Source organism: Kushneria konosiri (genome assembly GCF_002155145.1).
GTDB classification, from domain to species: domain Bacteria; phylum Pseudomonadota; class Gammaproteobacteria; order Pseudomonadales; family Halomonadaceae; genus Kushneria; species Kushneria konosiri.
In genome coordinates, this window is sequence record NZ_CP021323.1 from 91,098 (window position 1) to 106,906 (window position 15,809).

Annotated in this window: 11 protein-coding genes, 2 tRNA genes and 3 rRNA genes; 6 read left to right on the forward strand and 10 right to left on the reverse strand. The window is 56.0% G+C overall.

Features of this window, described 5'->3' with window-relative positions:
• Position 1 precedes the first annotated feature (1 nt).
• The 8 genes from tusA to B9G99_RS00555 form a co-directional block, all read right to left on the reverse strand.
• On the reverse strand, positions 2-250 hold the full coding sequence (tusA, locus tag B9G99_RS00520) for a sulfurtransferase TusA (RefSeq protein ID WP_086620274.1): 249 nt from the start codon (positions 248-250) through the stop codon (positions 2-4).
• A gap of 32 nt (positions 251-282) precedes the next feature.
• The gene (gene rlmM / locus B9G99_RS00525) at positions 283-1,365 is read right to left on the reverse strand and encodes a 23S rRNA (cytidine(2498)-2'-O)-methyltransferase RlmM (protein WP_086620275.1); all 1,083 of its coding nucleotides are present in this window, start codon (positions 1,363-1,365) and stop codon (positions 283-285) included.
• Between the two features lie 204 nt (positions 1,366-1,569).
• Positions 1,570-1,685 (reverse strand): 5S ribosomal RNA (rrf, locus tag B9G99_RS00530).
• A 107-nt stretch (positions 1,686-1,792) separates the two neighbouring features.
• Positions 1,793-4,683: ribosomal RNA gene (locus B9G99_RS00535) — 23S ribosomal RNA — on the reverse strand.
• 274 nt (positions 4,684-4,957) lie between these two features.
• A tRNA-Ala gene (locus tag B9G99_RS00540) sits at positions 4,958-5,033 on the reverse strand.
• Positions 5,034-5,040: 7 nt separating this feature from the next.
• Positions 5,041-5,117, reverse strand: a tRNA-Ile gene (locus B9G99_RS00545).
• A 68-nt stretch (positions 5,118-5,185) separates the two neighbouring features.
• A 16S ribosomal RNA gene (locus tag B9G99_RS00550) occupies positions 5,186-6,721 on the reverse strand.
• Together the 16S, 23S and 5S rRNA genes with 2 tRNA genes alongside form the textbook arrangement of a ribosomal RNA operon.
• A gap of 489 nt (positions 6,722-7,210) precedes the next feature.
• A complete protein-coding gene (locus B9G99_RS00555) occupies positions 7,211-7,963 on the reverse strand; it encodes a GntR family transcriptional regulator (protein ID WP_086620276.1) in 753 nt (250 codons plus the stop codon).
• A gap of 161 nt (positions 7,964-8,124) precedes the next feature.
• Here B9G99_RS00555 and pabB point away from each other — a divergent pair, with 161 nt between their 5' ends.
• The 4 genes from pabB (at position 8,125) to B9G99_RS00575 (ending at position 12,193) form a co-directional block, all read left to right on the forward strand.
• Entirely contained in the window at positions 8,125-9,492 is a 1,368-nt protein-coding gene (gene pabB / locus B9G99_RS00560; protein WP_086623195.1) for an aminodeoxychorismate synthase component I, read from the forward strand.
• A 110-nt stretch (positions 9,493-9,602) separates the two neighbouring features.
• Positions 9,603-10,667 carry a FecCD family ABC transporter permease gene (locus B9G99_RS00565; protein WP_086620277.1) on the forward strand — a complete coding sequence of 355 codons (1,065 nt, stop codon included), beginning with the start codon at positions 9,603-9,605 and terminating at the stop codon, positions 10,665-10,667.
• Entirely contained in the window at positions 10,664-11,470 is an 807-nt protein-coding gene (locus tag B9G99_RS00570; RefSeq protein ID WP_086620278.1) for an ABC transporter ATP-binding protein, read from the forward strand. Before B9G99_RS00565 ends, B9G99_RS00570 begins: the two co-directional genes overlap by 4 nt.
• A 102-nt stretch (positions 11,471-11,572) precedes the next feature.
• Entirely contained in the window at positions 11,573-12,193 is a 621-nt protein-coding gene (locus B9G99_RS00575; protein WP_086620279.1) for a phosphoadenosine phosphosulfate reductase domain-containing protein, read from the forward strand.
• A gap of 68 nt (positions 12,194-12,261) precedes the next feature.
• Here the strand turns inward: B9G99_RS00575 and cysB are convergent, their stop codons facing one another.
• The gene (gene cysB, locus B9G99_RS00580) at positions 12,262-13,233 is read right to left on the reverse strand and encodes an HTH-type transcriptional regulator CysB (RefSeq protein WP_086620280.1); all 972 of its coding nucleotides are present in this window, start codon (positions 13,231-13,233) and stop codon (positions 12,262-12,264) included.
• Between the two features lie 169 nt (positions 13,234-13,402).
• Here cysB and B9G99_RS00585 point away from each other — a divergent pair, with 169 nt between their 5' ends.
• Together B9G99_RS00585 and trxA are read left to right on the forward strand one after the other, a co-directional pair.
• On the forward strand, positions 13,403-14,182 hold the full coding sequence (locus B9G99_RS00585) for a sulfite exporter TauE/SafE family protein (protein WP_335617619.1): 780 nt from the start codon (positions 13,403-13,405) through the stop codon (positions 14,180-14,182).
• A gap of 123 nt (positions 14,183-14,305) precedes the next feature.
• Positions 14,306-14,629, forward strand: coding sequence for a thioredoxin (trxA, locus tag B9G99_RS00590; protein ID WP_086620281.1), 324 nt, complete (start codon positions 14,306-14,308; stop codon positions 14,627-14,629).
• 80 nt (positions 14,630-14,709) lie between these two features.
• On the opposite strand, the gene B9G99_RS00595 is transcribed toward trxA, so the two are convergent.
• Positions 14,710-15,795 (reverse strand): AI-2E family transporter, encoded by a 1,086-nt coding sequence (locus tag B9G99_RS00595; RefSeq protein WP_086620282.1) that lies wholly within the window; start codon positions 15,793-15,795, stop codon positions 14,710-14,712.
• Positions 15,796-15,809 lie beyond the last annotated feature (14 nt).

Sequence of the window (15,809 nt, forward strand, 5' to 3'; positions counted from 1 at the left end):
GTTACTGATCAGACGCCAGTCGAATGTAGTAACGCCATGTGCCTTCTTCTTCGCGCTGGTCGATCAGCTCATGCCCGAGAAAGGTACAGAATTTGGGCACATCCCTCGTGGTGGCCGGGTCGGTTGCGATAATTTCAAGCACCTGACCCGGTGTCATGTCTCTGACCCGGTTGTGCATCATCATGATGGGCTCGGGACAGTAAAGCCCGGAAGTATCCAGCGTATCATTGCTTTCAGGCCGTTCGGTCATAGCTCTCTCTCCTTTCCTACTCAGGTCGTACTTTAAACGATCGCGACATAAACGGTCACTTCTTCCCTGTCATGATAAAGATGACGACATCTGACATGTGCCTTGAAACCGGCGTTTTCTATCGACTGGTGAAGGCGCTCAAGGCAGTGGTCGACCTCTTGCCACCGCTGTTTCATCGGCAGCTTGAGATTAAAGATGGCTCGACGCGTCCAGCCCTTTTCAAGCCATGTTCCCATGAGCCTGGCCACTCTGGTTGGCTGGTCCACCATATCGCATACCAGCCAGTCAAGCGGATGCGGCGGCTGCCAGCTATAAGCATCTTCACGCAGATGCTCGACCTGACCGGTATTCATCAATGACGCTTGCATGGGCCCATTATCAATGGCGTACACACTCATGCCGCGCTTGACCAGCTGCCAGGTCCAGCCTCCGGGGGCGGCGCCAAGATCCGCTGCCCACATGTTTTCACCAAGCAGCTCATCCCACTGCTCTGCCGGAATAAAGGTGTGCCAGGCCTCTTCGAGCTTGAGCGTCGAACGGCTAGGCGCATCGTGGGGAAAGCGAAGGTGTCGAATCCCATTGGGATACTCGCTGCGATTGCCAGGAAAGCTGATCGCCACCTGCACCTGGTCGCCGGCAGTCCAGAACAAATGCAACCAGCGCTTGCCGGCCTTTCGGCGTAATGCTCCACATTTTCGACTGGCACTTTCCAGCGCCTTTTGAATCGACTTGCCCAGCCCGGTCAGTGCCTTGCCGTCATTGGTATCCGGAAGGTCCTGACAGATGTGCTCAAAGCTCCAGCCACTTTCGCGGATCAGCGCCATGATAGGTGAAATGCGGTCTTCACGATCCAGGTTGGCAAGCGGTGGAAAGGCAACCAGTGTCTGTCGCGGAAACACCAGGGTCTCGAAGGAAAGCTGTCTTTGAAGCGTATGCGCCGGCTGTTGATCCGCTAGAACGTAGCGCACAAAGCCCGTATCGGCAGCGGCAACAGGATAGCCGTTGGCACCAAACCCTGCTGCCTTTTGAGAGATTTCTGCGGCAAGATCCGATTCAAAACCGGCTCGGCAATAAAGCAGTATCTCGCTGGCAATACGATCGGCATTTGCAGACATAGGGGAGGAATTTCCGGGATGGCAGTGCATGAGAGCCGATATTATACATGATAGCCTAAAACAACGCCCTTGCCGCGCAGGCCAGCGCCGACTGAGCCCGCGCCCTGCCCGGTCACGTCAGTGACGGGGCGGGGTCGGGCCCGGCCGTTTTTTCGAGCGCACATAAAAGAACCCCGGTCCATTGGACCGGGGTTCGGAAGGGGTGTCTGACGATGACCTACTCTCACATGGGGAGACCCCACACTACCATCGGCGCGGAGCCGTTTCACTACCGAGTTCGGAAAGGGATCGGGTGGGACCGGCACGCTATGGTCGTCAGACAATTCTGCAGACCGGCTGCCTTTCGGCAGCGGGTCAAAATCGGGATCATGCTGATCGATACGCTATCGTATCCAACATCGTGTGATGCGAACCACTTGGGTGTTATATGGTCAAGCCTCACGGGCAATTAGTACGCGTCAGCTCAATGCATTACTGCACTTACACACCGCGCCTATCGACCTCGTCGTCTTCGAGGGCCCTTCAGGGAGCTCGAGGCTCCAGGGAAGTTTCATCTTGAAGGGGGCTTCCCGCTTAGATGCCTTCAGCGGTTATCCCGTCCGCACATAGCTACCCGGCGGTGCCATTGGCATGACAACCGGTACACCAGCGGTGCGTCCACTCCGGTCCTCTCGTACTAGGAGCAGCACTTCTCAAACTTCCGACGCCCACGGCAGATAGGGACCGAACTGTCTCACGACGTTCTAAACCCAGCTCGCGTACCACTTTAAATGGCGAACAGCCATACCCTTGGGACCGACTTCAGCCCCAGGATGTGATGAGCCGACATCGAGGTGCCAAACACCGCCGTCGATATGAACTCTTGGGCGGTATCAGCCTGTTATCCCCGGAGTACCTTTTATCCGTTGAGCGATGGCCCTTCCATACAGAACCACCGGATCACTAGAACCTGCTTTCGCACCTGCTCGACATGTCCGTCTCGCAGTCAAGCACCCTTATGCTCTTGCACTCATTGCACGATTTCCAACCGTGCTGAGGGTACCTTAGTGCTCCTCCGTTACTCTTTGGGAGGAGACCGCCCCAGTCAAACTACCCACCACACACTGTCCTCACACCGGATCACGGTGCGGAGTTAGAACGCCGATGATACCAGGCTGGTATTTCAAGGTTGGCTCCACCCCGACTGGCGTCGGGGTTTCAAAGCCTCCCAGCTATCCTACACAAGTAACATCAGCGTCCAGTGTGAAGCTATAGTAAAGGTTCACGGGGTCTTTCCGTCTAGCCGCGGGTACACTGCATCTTCACAGCGATTTCAATTTCACTGAGTCTCGGGTGGAGACAGCGTGGCCATCATTACGCCATTCGTGCAGGTCGGAACTTACCCGACAAGGAATTTCGCTACCTTAGGACCGTTATAGTTACGGCCGCCGTTTACCGGGGCTTCGATCAAGAGCTTCGCCTTGCGGCTAACACCATCAATTAACCTTCCGGCACCGGGCAGGCGTCACACCCTATACGTCCGCTTACGCGTTGGCAGAGTGCTGTGTTTTTAATAAACAGTTGCAGCCACCTGGTCTCTTCGGCCGGTCAGGGCTAGGGGAGCAAGTCCCATCACCCTGGCCGGCGCACCTTCTCCCGAAGTTACGGTGCCATTTTGCCTAGTTCCTTCACCCGAGTTCTCTCATACGCCTTGGTATTCTCTACCTGACCACCTGTGTCGGTTTGGGGTACGGTCGCATGTTATCTGAAGCTTAGAGGCTTTTCCCGGAAGCGTGGCATCAGTGACTTCCAGACCGTAGTCTGTTCGTCTCGCATCTCGGCTTGTAGAGGACCGGATTTGCCTGATCCCCAGGCCTACATGCTTTCACCAGGACAACCAACGCCTGGCTCACCTAGCCTTCTTCGTCCCCCCATCGCAATAACATCCGGTACGGGAATATTGACCCGTTTCCCATCGACTACGCTTTTCAGCCTCGCCTTAGGGGCCGACTCACCCTGCTCCGATTGACGTCGAACAGGAACCCTTGGTCTTCCGGCGGGGCGGGTTTTCACCGCCCTTGTCGTTACTCATGTCAGCATTCGCACTTGTGATACCTCCAGCATACCTCACGATACACCTTCGCAGGCTTACACAACGCTCCTCTACCGCGCATCCATAGGATGCACCCGCAGCTTCGGTACCCGGTTTGAGCCCCGTTACATCTTCCGCGCAGGCCGACTCGACCAGTGAGCTATTACGCTTTCTTTAAAGGATGGCTGCTTCTAAGCCAACCTCCTGGCTGTCTGTGCCTTCCCACATCGTTTCCCACTTAACCGGGATTTTGGGACCTTGGCTGGCGGTCTGGGTTGTTTCCCTTTTCACAACGGACGTTAGCACCCGCTGTGTGTCTCCCACGCTGTACTCACCGGTATTCGGAGTTTGCCTCGGGTTGGTAAGCCGGGATGGCCCCCTAGCCGAAACAGTGCTCTACCCCCGGTGGTAATACGTGAGGCGCTACCTAAATAGCTTTCGAGGAGAACCAGCTATCTCCGAGCTTGATTAGCCTTTCACTCCGATCCACAGCTCATCTCAGCATTTTTCAACATACTTGAGTTCGGACCTCCAGTCAGTGTTACCTGACCTTCATCCTGGCCATGGATAGATCGCCCGGTTTCGGGTCTATTCCCAGCAACTAAGTCGCCCATTTAAGACTCGGTTTCCCTGCGCCTCCCCTATTCGGTTAAGCTCGCTACTGAGAATAAGTCGCTGACCCATTATACAAAAGGTACGCAGTCACAGAACAAGTCTGCTCCCACTGCTTGTACGCACACGGTTTCAGGATCTATTTCACTCCCCTCGCCGGGGTTCTTTTCGCCTTTCCCTCACGGTACTGGTTCACTATCGGTCAGTCAGGAGTATTTAGCCTTGGAGGATGGTCCCCCCATGTTCAGTCAGGGTTTCACGTGCCCCGACCTACTCGATTTCACAATGCTCGGATTTCGGCTACAGGACTATCACCTGCTATGGTCAGACTTCCCAGACTGTTCGCCTATCGGTTGCACTGCTTAAGGGCTGCTCCCCGTTCGCTCGCCGCTACTGGGGGAATCTCAATTGATGTCTTTTCCTCGGGGTACTTAGATGTTTCAGTTCTCCCGGTTCGCCTTCATGAGTTATGTATTGGCTCATGAATACTCATCTTGTGATGAGTGGGTTTCCCCATTCGGAAATCGCCGGGTCGCAGGTCATTTGCCACCTCACCGACGCTTATCGCAGGCTGTCACGTCCTTCATCGCCTCTGACTGCCTAGGCATCCACCGTGTGCGCTTAATCGCTTGACCATATAACCCCAAGGGGTCCGGTCTCACAATCACACGACATTTACCGGGTGACGTACGACATGACGTACCACGGTAAATTTATACGTTTTCTGCCGGCCGGGTCACGACACTCTCGTAGGCGAGAGGTGTTCACCGACCGACAGGTCAGCATGATCCACATTGTTAAAGAGCGTACTGTCAAAAAGACAGTCAGAAATCATGTCGATGAGTGTCATCATCATGACTTTTGACTGTGGTTTCATCAGTAAAAGCGAGATACCGACACCGGGCTGTATGGTGGAGCCTAGCGGGATCGAACCGCTGACCTCCTGCGTGCAAGGCAGGCGCTCTCCCAGCTGAGCTAAGGCCCCGACAGGTTGGTGGGTCTGGGCAGACTCGAACTGCCGACCTCACCCTTATCAGGGGTGCGCTCTAACCAACTGAGCTACAGACCCAGGCATCTTCGCTCTATCCGATCAGGCAATTTGTGTGGACGCGCTGGTTCGCGTGAACACTTGTCGTTTAAGGAGGTGATCCAGCCGCAGGTTCCCCTACGGCTACCTTGTTACGACTTCACCCCAGTCATGAACCACACCGTGGTGATCGCTCTCCCGAAGGTTAAGCTAACCACTTCTGGTGCAGTCCACTCCCATGGTGTGACGGGCGGTGTGTACAAGGCCCGGGAACGTATTCACCGTGGCATTCTGATCCACGATTACTAGCGATTCCGACTTCACGGAGTCGAGTTGCAGACTCCGATCCGGACTGAGGCCGGCTTTATGGGATTGGCTTCACGTCGCCGCTTCGCAACCCTTTGTACCGGCCATTGTAGCACGTGTGTAGCCCTGCTCGTAAGGGCCATGATGACTTGACGTCGTCCCCACCTTCCTCCGGTTTGTCACCGGCAGTCTCCCTGAAGTTCCCGGCCGGACCGCTGGCAAAAAGGGATAGGGGTTGCGCTCGTTACGGGACTTAACCCAACATTTCACAACACGAGCTGACGACAGCCATGCAGCACCTGTCTCTGCGTTCCCGAAGGCACTCTCCCATCTCTGGGAGATTCGCAGGATGTCAAGAGCAGGTAAGGTTCTTCGCGTTGCATCGAATTAAACCACATGCTCCACCGCTTGTGCGGGCCCCCGTCAATTCATTTGAGTTTTAGCCTTGCGGCCGTACTCCCCAGGCGGTCGACTTATTGCGTTAACTGCGCCACCAAACCCTCAAGGGGTCCAACGGCTGGTCGACATCGTTTACGGCGTGGACTACCAGGGTATCTAATCCTGTTTGCTACCCACGCTTTCGCGCCTCAGCGTCAGTGTCAGTCCAGAAGGCCGCCTTCGCCACTGGTATTCCTCCCGATCTCTACGCATTTCACCGCTACACCGGGAATTCCACCTTCCTCTCCTGCACTCTAGCCTGCCAGTTCCGAATGCCGTTCCCGGGTTGAGCCCGGGGCTTTCACATCCGGCTTGGCAAGCCGCCTACGCGCCCTTTACGCCCAGTAATTCCGATTAACGCTTGCACCCTCCGTATTACCGCGGCTGCTGGCACGGAGTTAGCCGGTGCTTCTTCTGTGGGTGATGTCCTTCATGACGGGTATTAATCGTCATGCCTTCTTCCCCACTGAAAGTGCTTTACAACCCTAGGGCCTTCTTCACACACGCGGCATGGCTGGATCAGGGTTTCCCCCATTGTCCAATATTCCCCACTGCTGCCTCCCGTAGGAGTCCGGGCCGTGTCTCAGTCCCGGTGTGGCTGATCATCCTCTCAGACCAGCTACGGATCGTTGCCTTGGTGAGCCGTTACCTCACCAACAAGCTAATCCGACATGGGCTCATCCGATAGCGCAAGGTCCGAAGATCCCCTGCTTTCTCCCGTAGGACGTATGCGGTATTAGCTCGGGTTTCCCCGAGTTATCCCCCACTACCGGGCAGATTCCCATGCATTACTCACCCGTCCGCCGCTCGCCGGCATCCCGAAGGACCCGCTGCCGCTCGACTTGCATGTGTTAGGCCTGCCGCCAGCGTTCAATCTGAGCCATGATCAAACTCTTCAGTTTATTTTGAAGCTTTGAGATTCTTTATTCGACACTGCCAAGGCAGTCTCGAAAGGCGAATCAATCCGGGCTCGAGTTCAAACTGGTACTCTTGACGAGTGTTCGTCTGCTCGATTATCTATGTGACTGGTGTCACACGAGCCAGACGCCCACACAAATTGCCTGATCGACTTGTTAAAGAGCGTCTCGAAGATGCTGTCTCAGTCGCCGTTGGCGGCTGCTTCGAGAGAGTGGGCATTTTACAGCCCTTGATCGAAAAGTCAACCTCTTTTTTTCGATCCGGAAGTCAGCGGCTGGATTTGAAATCCTGATTGAGCGACTAAAACCCCAGTCAAAACAATCACCTGCTTAACTTCCCCGCTGCCTCGTCGCCGTGTGCTCCGTGGCAGCGGATGCGTACTTTATAGATCACCCCCGGTTCGTGCAACCCCTTTCGTCAAAAAACTTCATTTTTCTGTCGATGAGCCTGAAAGCCCCATGGGGAATCGCCCTTCATATAGAGGGTGCACGACGCGACAACACCTTTCTATTCCCTCTGGGTAACTCACGATCGTCATCAAGGGACATGGCGTAGCGTTCGGCAACCGTCTGTCTGGCTGCAATCACGTGGCGACGCATCAACTGCTCGGCCAGCTCTTCATCACCGGAGGCGATGGCATCGACAATGCGATGATGCTCTATAAAGGCACGCTGTGGCCGTCCGCCGCGGGCACTGTATTGAGTGCGATAAAGTCTGACCAGATAGTAGAGGTCGTCACACAAGGTGGTCATCAGCATTCGGTTGTGGCTGCCGCGCACAATCAGATAGTGAAAGTCGAGATCGCCCTCTCGCTGATAATAGGCTTCAGCCTGATCCAGATCACCCTGCTCCTCATGCGCAATCAGAACATCACGGAGTGCCTGCACTTCGTCGGTGGTCATGTGCCTGGCCGCCAGTCGAGCCGCCATGCTCTCCAGCGCTTCGCGCATATCAAAAAGCTCAAGGAGCTCTCGCATCGACAGCTTGACGACTCTGGCGCCTACATGAGGCTCACGCTCGATAAGGCGATGAGCTTCCAGTCGACGCATCGCCTCACGCAGGGGCCCACGTGAAATACCATAGGTCTGGGCAAGGCCTGGCTCGGTAATCTTGCTGCCCGCCGGCAGCTCGCCACGTACGATGGCATCCTGAAGCTGTTGAAAGACTCGCTCAGCAAGCGTTCGCGCCTCGATAGGGGTCTCGCCGGAAGAAGTCGTTGAAGTCATGGTTATTGTCAACAATCAGGGAAATATCACCACAGTACGACATACTGTCCTCAAAGACCAAAGTTACAGTCTCACTTTGCCAATATGGTCCTGCTGATGGCATCGGTTCCTTCTGTGGACTGTTAAACTTCATGCTCCGTCAAAGCCTGCGATACATGATCATGCCTTCCTATCAACTACTGCTTCATCCCCTCCCTTATCATGCGGACCCGGCCGTCTGGTTTGAAAGACTGCGTCATCGACGCGAGGCGATACTGCTGGATAACGGCCGCCCTTATACGCAGACCGGGCGCTTTGACATCATGAGCTGTGATCCTGGCGCCGTATTGGAAATAGATACCCTGGGGCAATGCCACTGCACGACAGCACTTTCAGCCACGACCCCGCAGGCCGCCCAGCGCGAGCTTCTAAGCCACTTGAAAACTCTGGCACCGGACACTGATGAGGACGTTCCCTTTATCGGGGGGCTCATGGGCTACTGGAGCTATGATTTTGGCCGCCTGATCGAACGTCTGGAAAGCCGGGCTGCTGCCGATATTGATCTACCGCTGGCCAGACTCGGGCTCTATGACTGGGCCCTGATCCAGGATCACCAACAACAACGCAGCTATCTTGTCGCCACCGCCGAGCGACGTGATCAGGTGCTGACATGGCTTGAAACTTCTCTTGGTCAGCAAGAGGCTCCCTTTGCCCTGACCTCCCCTTTTACTGCCGATATTGATCGCGCAACTTATGGCGAACGGTTTCAACGGGTCAGTGACTACCTTCATGCCGGGGACTGCTATCAGGTCAATCTGGCCCAGCGCTTTCAGGCCCGATGCCAGGGAGCAAGCTGGGAGGCTTACGGCAGGCTACGTCACGCAACCCCTGCTCCGTTTGGCGCCTTTCTGTCATGGCAAGGAAAAGACGGTCGGGAACGCAGCATATTGTCACTCTCCCCTGAGCGCTTTTTGCATCTTGCACATCGCCAATTGACCACCAGCCCCATCAAGGGAACACGCCCCAGAGGTCAAACGACCGAAGAAGATCAGCGGCTGGCTGATGAACTTCTCGGCAGCCTCAAGGATCGCACCGAAAACGTCATGATCGTGGACCTTTTGCGCAACGACCTTGGCCGGGTCTGTCGTGCGGGAACGGTCCGCGTACCGGCACTGGCAGCCCTTGAAAGCTATCGCAATGTGCATCACCTGGTCAGCACCATCACGGGAGAGCTGGCCCCATCACTGGATGCCATCGATGCGCTGACCGCCGCCTTTCCGGGTGGCTCCATCACGGGGGCGCCCCGCATTCGTGCCATGGATATCATCGACGAGCTGGAGGGCACTCGCCGTGGCCCCTATTGCGGCAGCATCGGCTATATAGATCAGCGTGGCGACATGCATACCTCCATCACCATTCGTACGCTCTACCGGGAAGACGACGCTCTTTATGTTTGGGGTGGAGGGGGACTGGTTGCCGACTCCGATGAAGAGGGCGAATTTATCGAAACCCTCGACAAGATTCGCCATCTAATGCGGGCGTTGACATAAACACGCCTGTACGCTCAGGCAGGCGATGTTTATGATTGATAACCATTTCGATCACCACGGGCGTATCCTGCCCGCTGCAAGAGAATGCTGATGAGCGCTGGTAGCCCTACATGACAGTCACCGCCCCTGCTACAGACACCAGTATCGACAAGTATCTTCAACGGCGACGACGACACTATTGGCTATTGGCCATCACGGCAGTGCTGACGCTGTGTTCATTGATTGTCGATGTGGGCACCGGTCCCGGACAATATGGGCTGACCGATATCCTGAGTGCCATCCTCACCCCTGACGAAGCCCCCCGTGCGATTGCAGTTATCGTCTGGGAGATCCGCCTGCCGGTGGCGCTGATGGCCGTGATGGTGGGAATGTCTCTGGCCAGCGCCGGGGCCGAGATGCAGACCATTCTCAATAATCCGCTGGCCGACCCTTTCACGCTGGGCATCTCGGCGGCTGCAAGCTTTGGGGCCGCACTGGCCATCGTACTTGGCGTATCACTTTTCCCTGCCGCCAGCGAACTGCTGACCACGCTCAATGCCTTTATCATGGCCATGATCGCGTCGATGCTGATCTGGCTCGTCAGCCGCCTGCGCGGCGTCAGCGTACAGACCATGGTCCTGATGGGCATCGCGCTGATGTTCTTTTTCAATGCTGCTCTGGGCATCCTTCAATATGTCGCCTCGGCGGAATCCCTGCAGCAATTGGTGTTCTGGTCGCTGGGATCACTGTCGCGGGCCAGCTGGTCAAAGATTGGCATTGTGACCACGGCCCTTCTGGTCACAATGCCGATTTTCTTTTTCGCTGGCTGGCGATTGACGGCGCTGCGCATGGGGGATCTGCAGGCGCGCGCGCTGGGCGTCAACGTAGGCCGCCTGCGATTGACCGTGCTGCTGTGCAGTTCGCTTCTGGCCGCCACGGCCGTGGCCTTTGTCGGCATCATCGGCTTTATCGGACTGGTTGGCCCTCATATTGCCCGCATGCTGGTCGGTGAAGATCAGCGCGTGTTTCTACCCATGTCAGCGCTGACAGGTGCGCTTTTAATGTCGTTGACCTCCATTGTGTCCAAGACGCTGGTGCCCGGCGTGCTGCTGCCCGTAGGCATCATTACAGCGCTGATCGGCCTGCCGTTTTTTGTCTCCCTGATTCTCAAAAGCCGACGTGAGGTATGGGGATGAGCCTCAGGGTTGAATCACTGTCGGTCCATTTTGGACGCACCCGGATTCTGGATCATGTCAGCGGCCTTGAAGCACGTCCGGGCGAACTGACCGCCCTGATCGGTCCCAACGGGGCCGGCAAGTCCACGCTCTTGAAATCCATCGCCGGTATCGAGCGATCCACCGGCCAGATCAGCCTTGATGGCACGGCGCTGAATACGCTGGACATCGCCCAGCGTGCCGGACAGGTCTACTACCTGCCTCAGGACATCACCTCCCGCGCCGCACTCAGCGTGTTTGAAGCCGTTCTACTCGCACGGCGCACCACGCATCGCAGCGATCGACAGCAGGATTTAAGGCGGGTGCAACACACCCTTCAGACACTGGAACTCGAGCAATATGCCGAGCGCGACCTCGGCCAGCTATCCGGTGGACAGCGCCAGCGGGTGGCCATTGCTCAGGCCGTGGTCAGGGAGCCCCGGGTGTTGATGCTGGATGAGCCGACCAGCGCACTGGATCTTCACCATCAGCTGCAGGTGCTCGAATGGCTGGTGGCACTGGCGCGGGATCAGCAGATGATCATTGTCATTGCCATCCATGATCTGAGTCTGGCCGCGCGTTTTTCACGCCATATGTGGCTTATGGGAGCAGGCGGCAAGGTATGTGCCGTGGGTGCGCCCGAACAGGTGCTGACCGAGGAACGCCTGCGGGAGGTCTATGCCATCAAGGCCCATGTGGAATGGCCCGAAGGGGAACCTCCCCGCGTTACGCCGCTGGCCGCCACCCGCCAATTGGGCATGCAGGAGCGCGGGCAGGACTTCTAAACTTCAAACCAAATGATATTGGGGAGAAGTTCGGGTGATTTGCTATCGTGCCTGCCAAACGGCCCCTACCGGGCCATCTGTCATTGAGGATGGAGTCACCGAATGTCGCTGAATATCGATGAGATCAATGCAAGGCTGGGCAATGATCCTCAGGCACTGGTCGAATGGGCACTGTCACTCGACAAGCACCCCATCTGCACCACCAATTTCCGCCCCTTTGAAGCCGTCATCCTTCACATGGTGACGCAGGTTCGTCCCGACATCCCCATCGTCTGGATGGACTCCGGATATAATACGCCCGCCACTTATCAGTTTGCCGATGAGGTGAGCCAGAAGCTCGGCCTTAACCGCATCATCTATCTCCCGCTGCGCACACGCGCTCATCGAGAAGCCGTGGAAGGGCCGACGCCTGCTCTGGATGATCCGCGCCATGAAGCCTTCACCAAAGAGGTCAAGCTCGAGCCCTTCGAGCGCGCCCTGCGTGAAACCAGCCCGGGCGTCTGGTTTACGGCCCTGCGAGCGTCTGACACGGCAACCCGCGCACAGATGCAGCCGGTCAGCATCAACCAGGACGGCCTGATCAAGGTCGCCCCGGTGCTTCACTGGAGCAGCAAGGACATGCATGACTATCTGGTCAGGCATGACCTGCCCAACAACTTCGATTATTTTGACCCGACCAAGGGTGAGGAAACCCGTGAGTGCGGGCTGCATCTGCAGCACTGAATGGGCAGCAGACACCCCAAAAAAAGGCTCGCCAGAAAATGGCGAGCCTTTTTTATGTCGGGCAGTGCTTACCTGACAGGTAATTCGATGTGTTCAAAAAGCGCATTTTCAGCATGCGGACTCGACTCCAGCGCCGCCTCGACCGTATCCCGATCCAGATGAGCAGCAAATTCATGGATAAAGTCAAACATGTAATTGCGCATGAAGGTGCCGCGGCGAATACCGATTCGGGTCACCGAACTCTCGAACAGATGACTGGCATCGATGGCCACCAGATCGTGGTCTGCGACCGGATCAATGGCCATGTGCGCCACAATGCCGACCCCCAGCCCCAGTCTCACATAAGTCTTGATGACATCGGAGTCCGCAGCGGTCAGAACCACATTGGGCGTAATACCGCGTGACTTGAAGGCATCATCAAGCTGAGAGCGCCCTGTAAAGCCGAAGGTATAGGTCACCAGCGGATGCTCTCCGAGCGCTTCAAGGGTCAGATTCTGCGTGCCTTCCAGCGGATGCCCCCTGGGTACCAGCACACAGCGATTCCAGCGATAGCAGGGCAACAGGACCAGATCATTGAAAAGATCCAGTGATTCCGTACAGATGGCAAAATCCGCCATGCCTTCACAGACCATCTGGGCAATCTGGCGCGGCGTGCCCTGCTGCATGTGCAGCGCCACATCCGGATAGCGCTGAGTGAAACCACTAATGACGGCAGGCAGGGCGTACCGCGCCTGAGTATGCGTGGTGGCAATGGAGAGACTGCCACGACGGTCATCACTGAATTCCTGCGCCACGTGGCGAATATCATCCACCTTGCGAAGCACTTCTCCGGCAAGCTCGACAATCGGCTTGCCGGCCGGTGTAATTCTGGTCAGATGTTTGCCGCTTCGCGCAAATATCTCGACGCCAAGCTCGTCTTCCAGCAGCCGGATCTGTTTGGAAATCCCGGGCTGGGATGTAAAGAGACTCTGCGCCGTGGCAGATACATTCAGATTATGCCGGGAAACTTCCCAGATATAGCGAAGCTGCTGAAGTTTCAAGGCATTAACCTCCTGCAGAGCGGGTCCAAAAATCAATTCGAATGAGACACAGAAACGATCCCTAATGCTATCAGGGTCTAAAATAATGAACAATCATTCCTTTTCAGAATAAAAAATTGTCCCTAGATTCCTGCTGCGCAATGCTCTTGCCAACGCCACGGGATTTAGCATGTCACTTATCGATTTTCTGCTTTATGTACTTGCCGGCGCAGGTGTCGGTATCGCAGTAGGGCTCTCTGGCATCGGCGGCGGCTCACTGATGACCCCTATTCTGCTGACCTTTGGGTTTCCCCCACATGTTGCCGTGGGCACGGATCTTCTTTATGCCGCCTTTACCAAGATCAGCGGCATCTTCAGTCACCAGAAGCAGGGGCACATCGACTGGAAAGTCATGATGCGGCTCTCTGCTGGCAGCGTTCCTGCAGCCATCCTGACGGTTTTTGTACTGAACCGCTTTTTCACCGGTGCACATGATTACAACGCCCTGATCACCACCACTCTGGGTATCATGCTGATCCTTACAGCGGCCGTGTTGATCTTCAAGACACCGCTTCAGCGCTGGACCGGTCAGGGGGACCGCTGGGTCAATCGACATGTTGCCCCTCTGACCATAGTGTCAGGCATTGTGCTGGGCGTGTGTGTCACGCTCTCGTCCGTTGGCGCCGGGGTTTTTGGAACTGCGGTACTGATGCTGCTTTATCCCTTCTTTTCTTCGGGACGAATTGTCGGCACCGATATCGCTCATGCGGTGCCATTGACACTGGTGGCCGGCGGCGGACACCTGCTGCTGGGCAACGTGGATTTCGCGCTTTTGCTGGCGCTTCTGGTCGGATCGGTGCCTGCCATCCACCTCGGCGCATGGCTATCAAAATATCTGCCTGACAATCTGCTGCGGGGTATGCTGACGCTGTTACTATTGAGCATGGGTATTCGATATGCATTTTTTTAATGCGAACATGTCGTTAATCGCTTTGTTCAATGGGTACCATCGCAGAGACACATTTGCCTCACCCACTGCTACCCGCTAACATCCTTGTCATACAGCCTGTACATGTAATCACTGGAGTAAATCATGGCTAACAATGTTGACGTTACCAGCGCCAATTTCGACCAGGAAGTCATGCAGGCTGACAAGCCTGTACTGCTCAAGTTCTGGGCTCCCTGGTGCGGTCCCTGCAAGATGATGGCCCCGGTGGTCGATGAGGTTGCCGAAGAGAAGTCCGGCGAACTCAAGGTGGTCAGCATCAATGTTGACGATGCTCAGGGCATCGCCGCTGAACAGGGCGTTCGCGGTGTTCCGACCGTCATGATGTTCAAGGATGGTGCCAAGGTTGCCTCGCTGGTTGGCGCACAGTCCAAGACTCAGCTGGTGCAGTTCATCGATCAAAACGCCTGATACCAGCGCGCTTGATCCATCAAAAACGCTCCCATGGGAGCGTTTTTTTACGTTTGTTTGTTATGACAAGGCACTATTGCTCAATCTTCCGTGGGCATACCCTCTCGTGCCCGCCGCCGTCGCTCCCGGTTGGGTCCCAGCAGAATTGAAATCCAGCGTGTATCCGGATGACTGTCGAGCAGAATCTTGAGCGACATGGTCAGAGGCACTGACAAAAAAAGCCCCACCGGGCCGAACAGCCAGCCCCAGAAGACCAGTGACATGAAGGCAGCCAGCGTCGACATTCCAAGCGTCTGCCCCATGATGCGGGGTTCGATGAGATTACCCAGTACAAAATTGATCGTGACATAGGCGCCACTGAGGATGGCGGCCTTGACGACCCCGCCTTCCGGCACGATCAGGGTCAGAAGCACTGCCGGTACGGCTGCGATGATCGAGCCAATGTTGGGAATGAAATTCAGGAAAAAGCCCAGCACCCCCCACAGCAATGCAAACTCAACCTGCAAAATCAGACAGCAGGTCGCAATTAACCCTCCGGTGATGGCGCTGATGACCGTTTTGACCAGCAGATAACGCTGAAGCGTTCTGGAAAACTGGGTAAACCGCTCAAGACTTCCATGGGGCTGCCTGATGGCCTGAGAAAGCTTGTAGGGAAAATCCAGCGTCTCATACAGGATAAAAACGATCAGAATGATAATGATGCCGAATTGAGTAATGAAATTGCCGATGCCGCCCAGAAGCGAAGGCAGAGAGTCCATCAACATTGCCGGGTCAAGCGCCTTCTGAATCGCCTTGGCATCTATTGGCAGACCAAGTGCATCAAACCACTGTACCAGCCCGGTATAGTGCTCACCGAGCGCCTGCTCCATGGCGGGAAGTTGATTGACCAGATCCCCCAGTCGCGCCATCACCAGCCAGATCATGAGCGAACTGACCAGCGTCACGACAAACAGGACACAAAGAATCGACAGGTTGACGCTCATGCCTCGCCCATGAAGCCATTTAACGGGACGTGAACATAAAATGGCAACAAACAGCGACAGCAGCACCGGGATAAATAACCCCGCGCCCAGCTTGAGGCCGGTCACGATGATGACCAGCGAGGCAAAGGTGAGTATCAGGTGGTAGGGAAAATGGTGCTGATCCTGCTCAGGGTCGCTTTTCATGTCAGCCTCTTGAA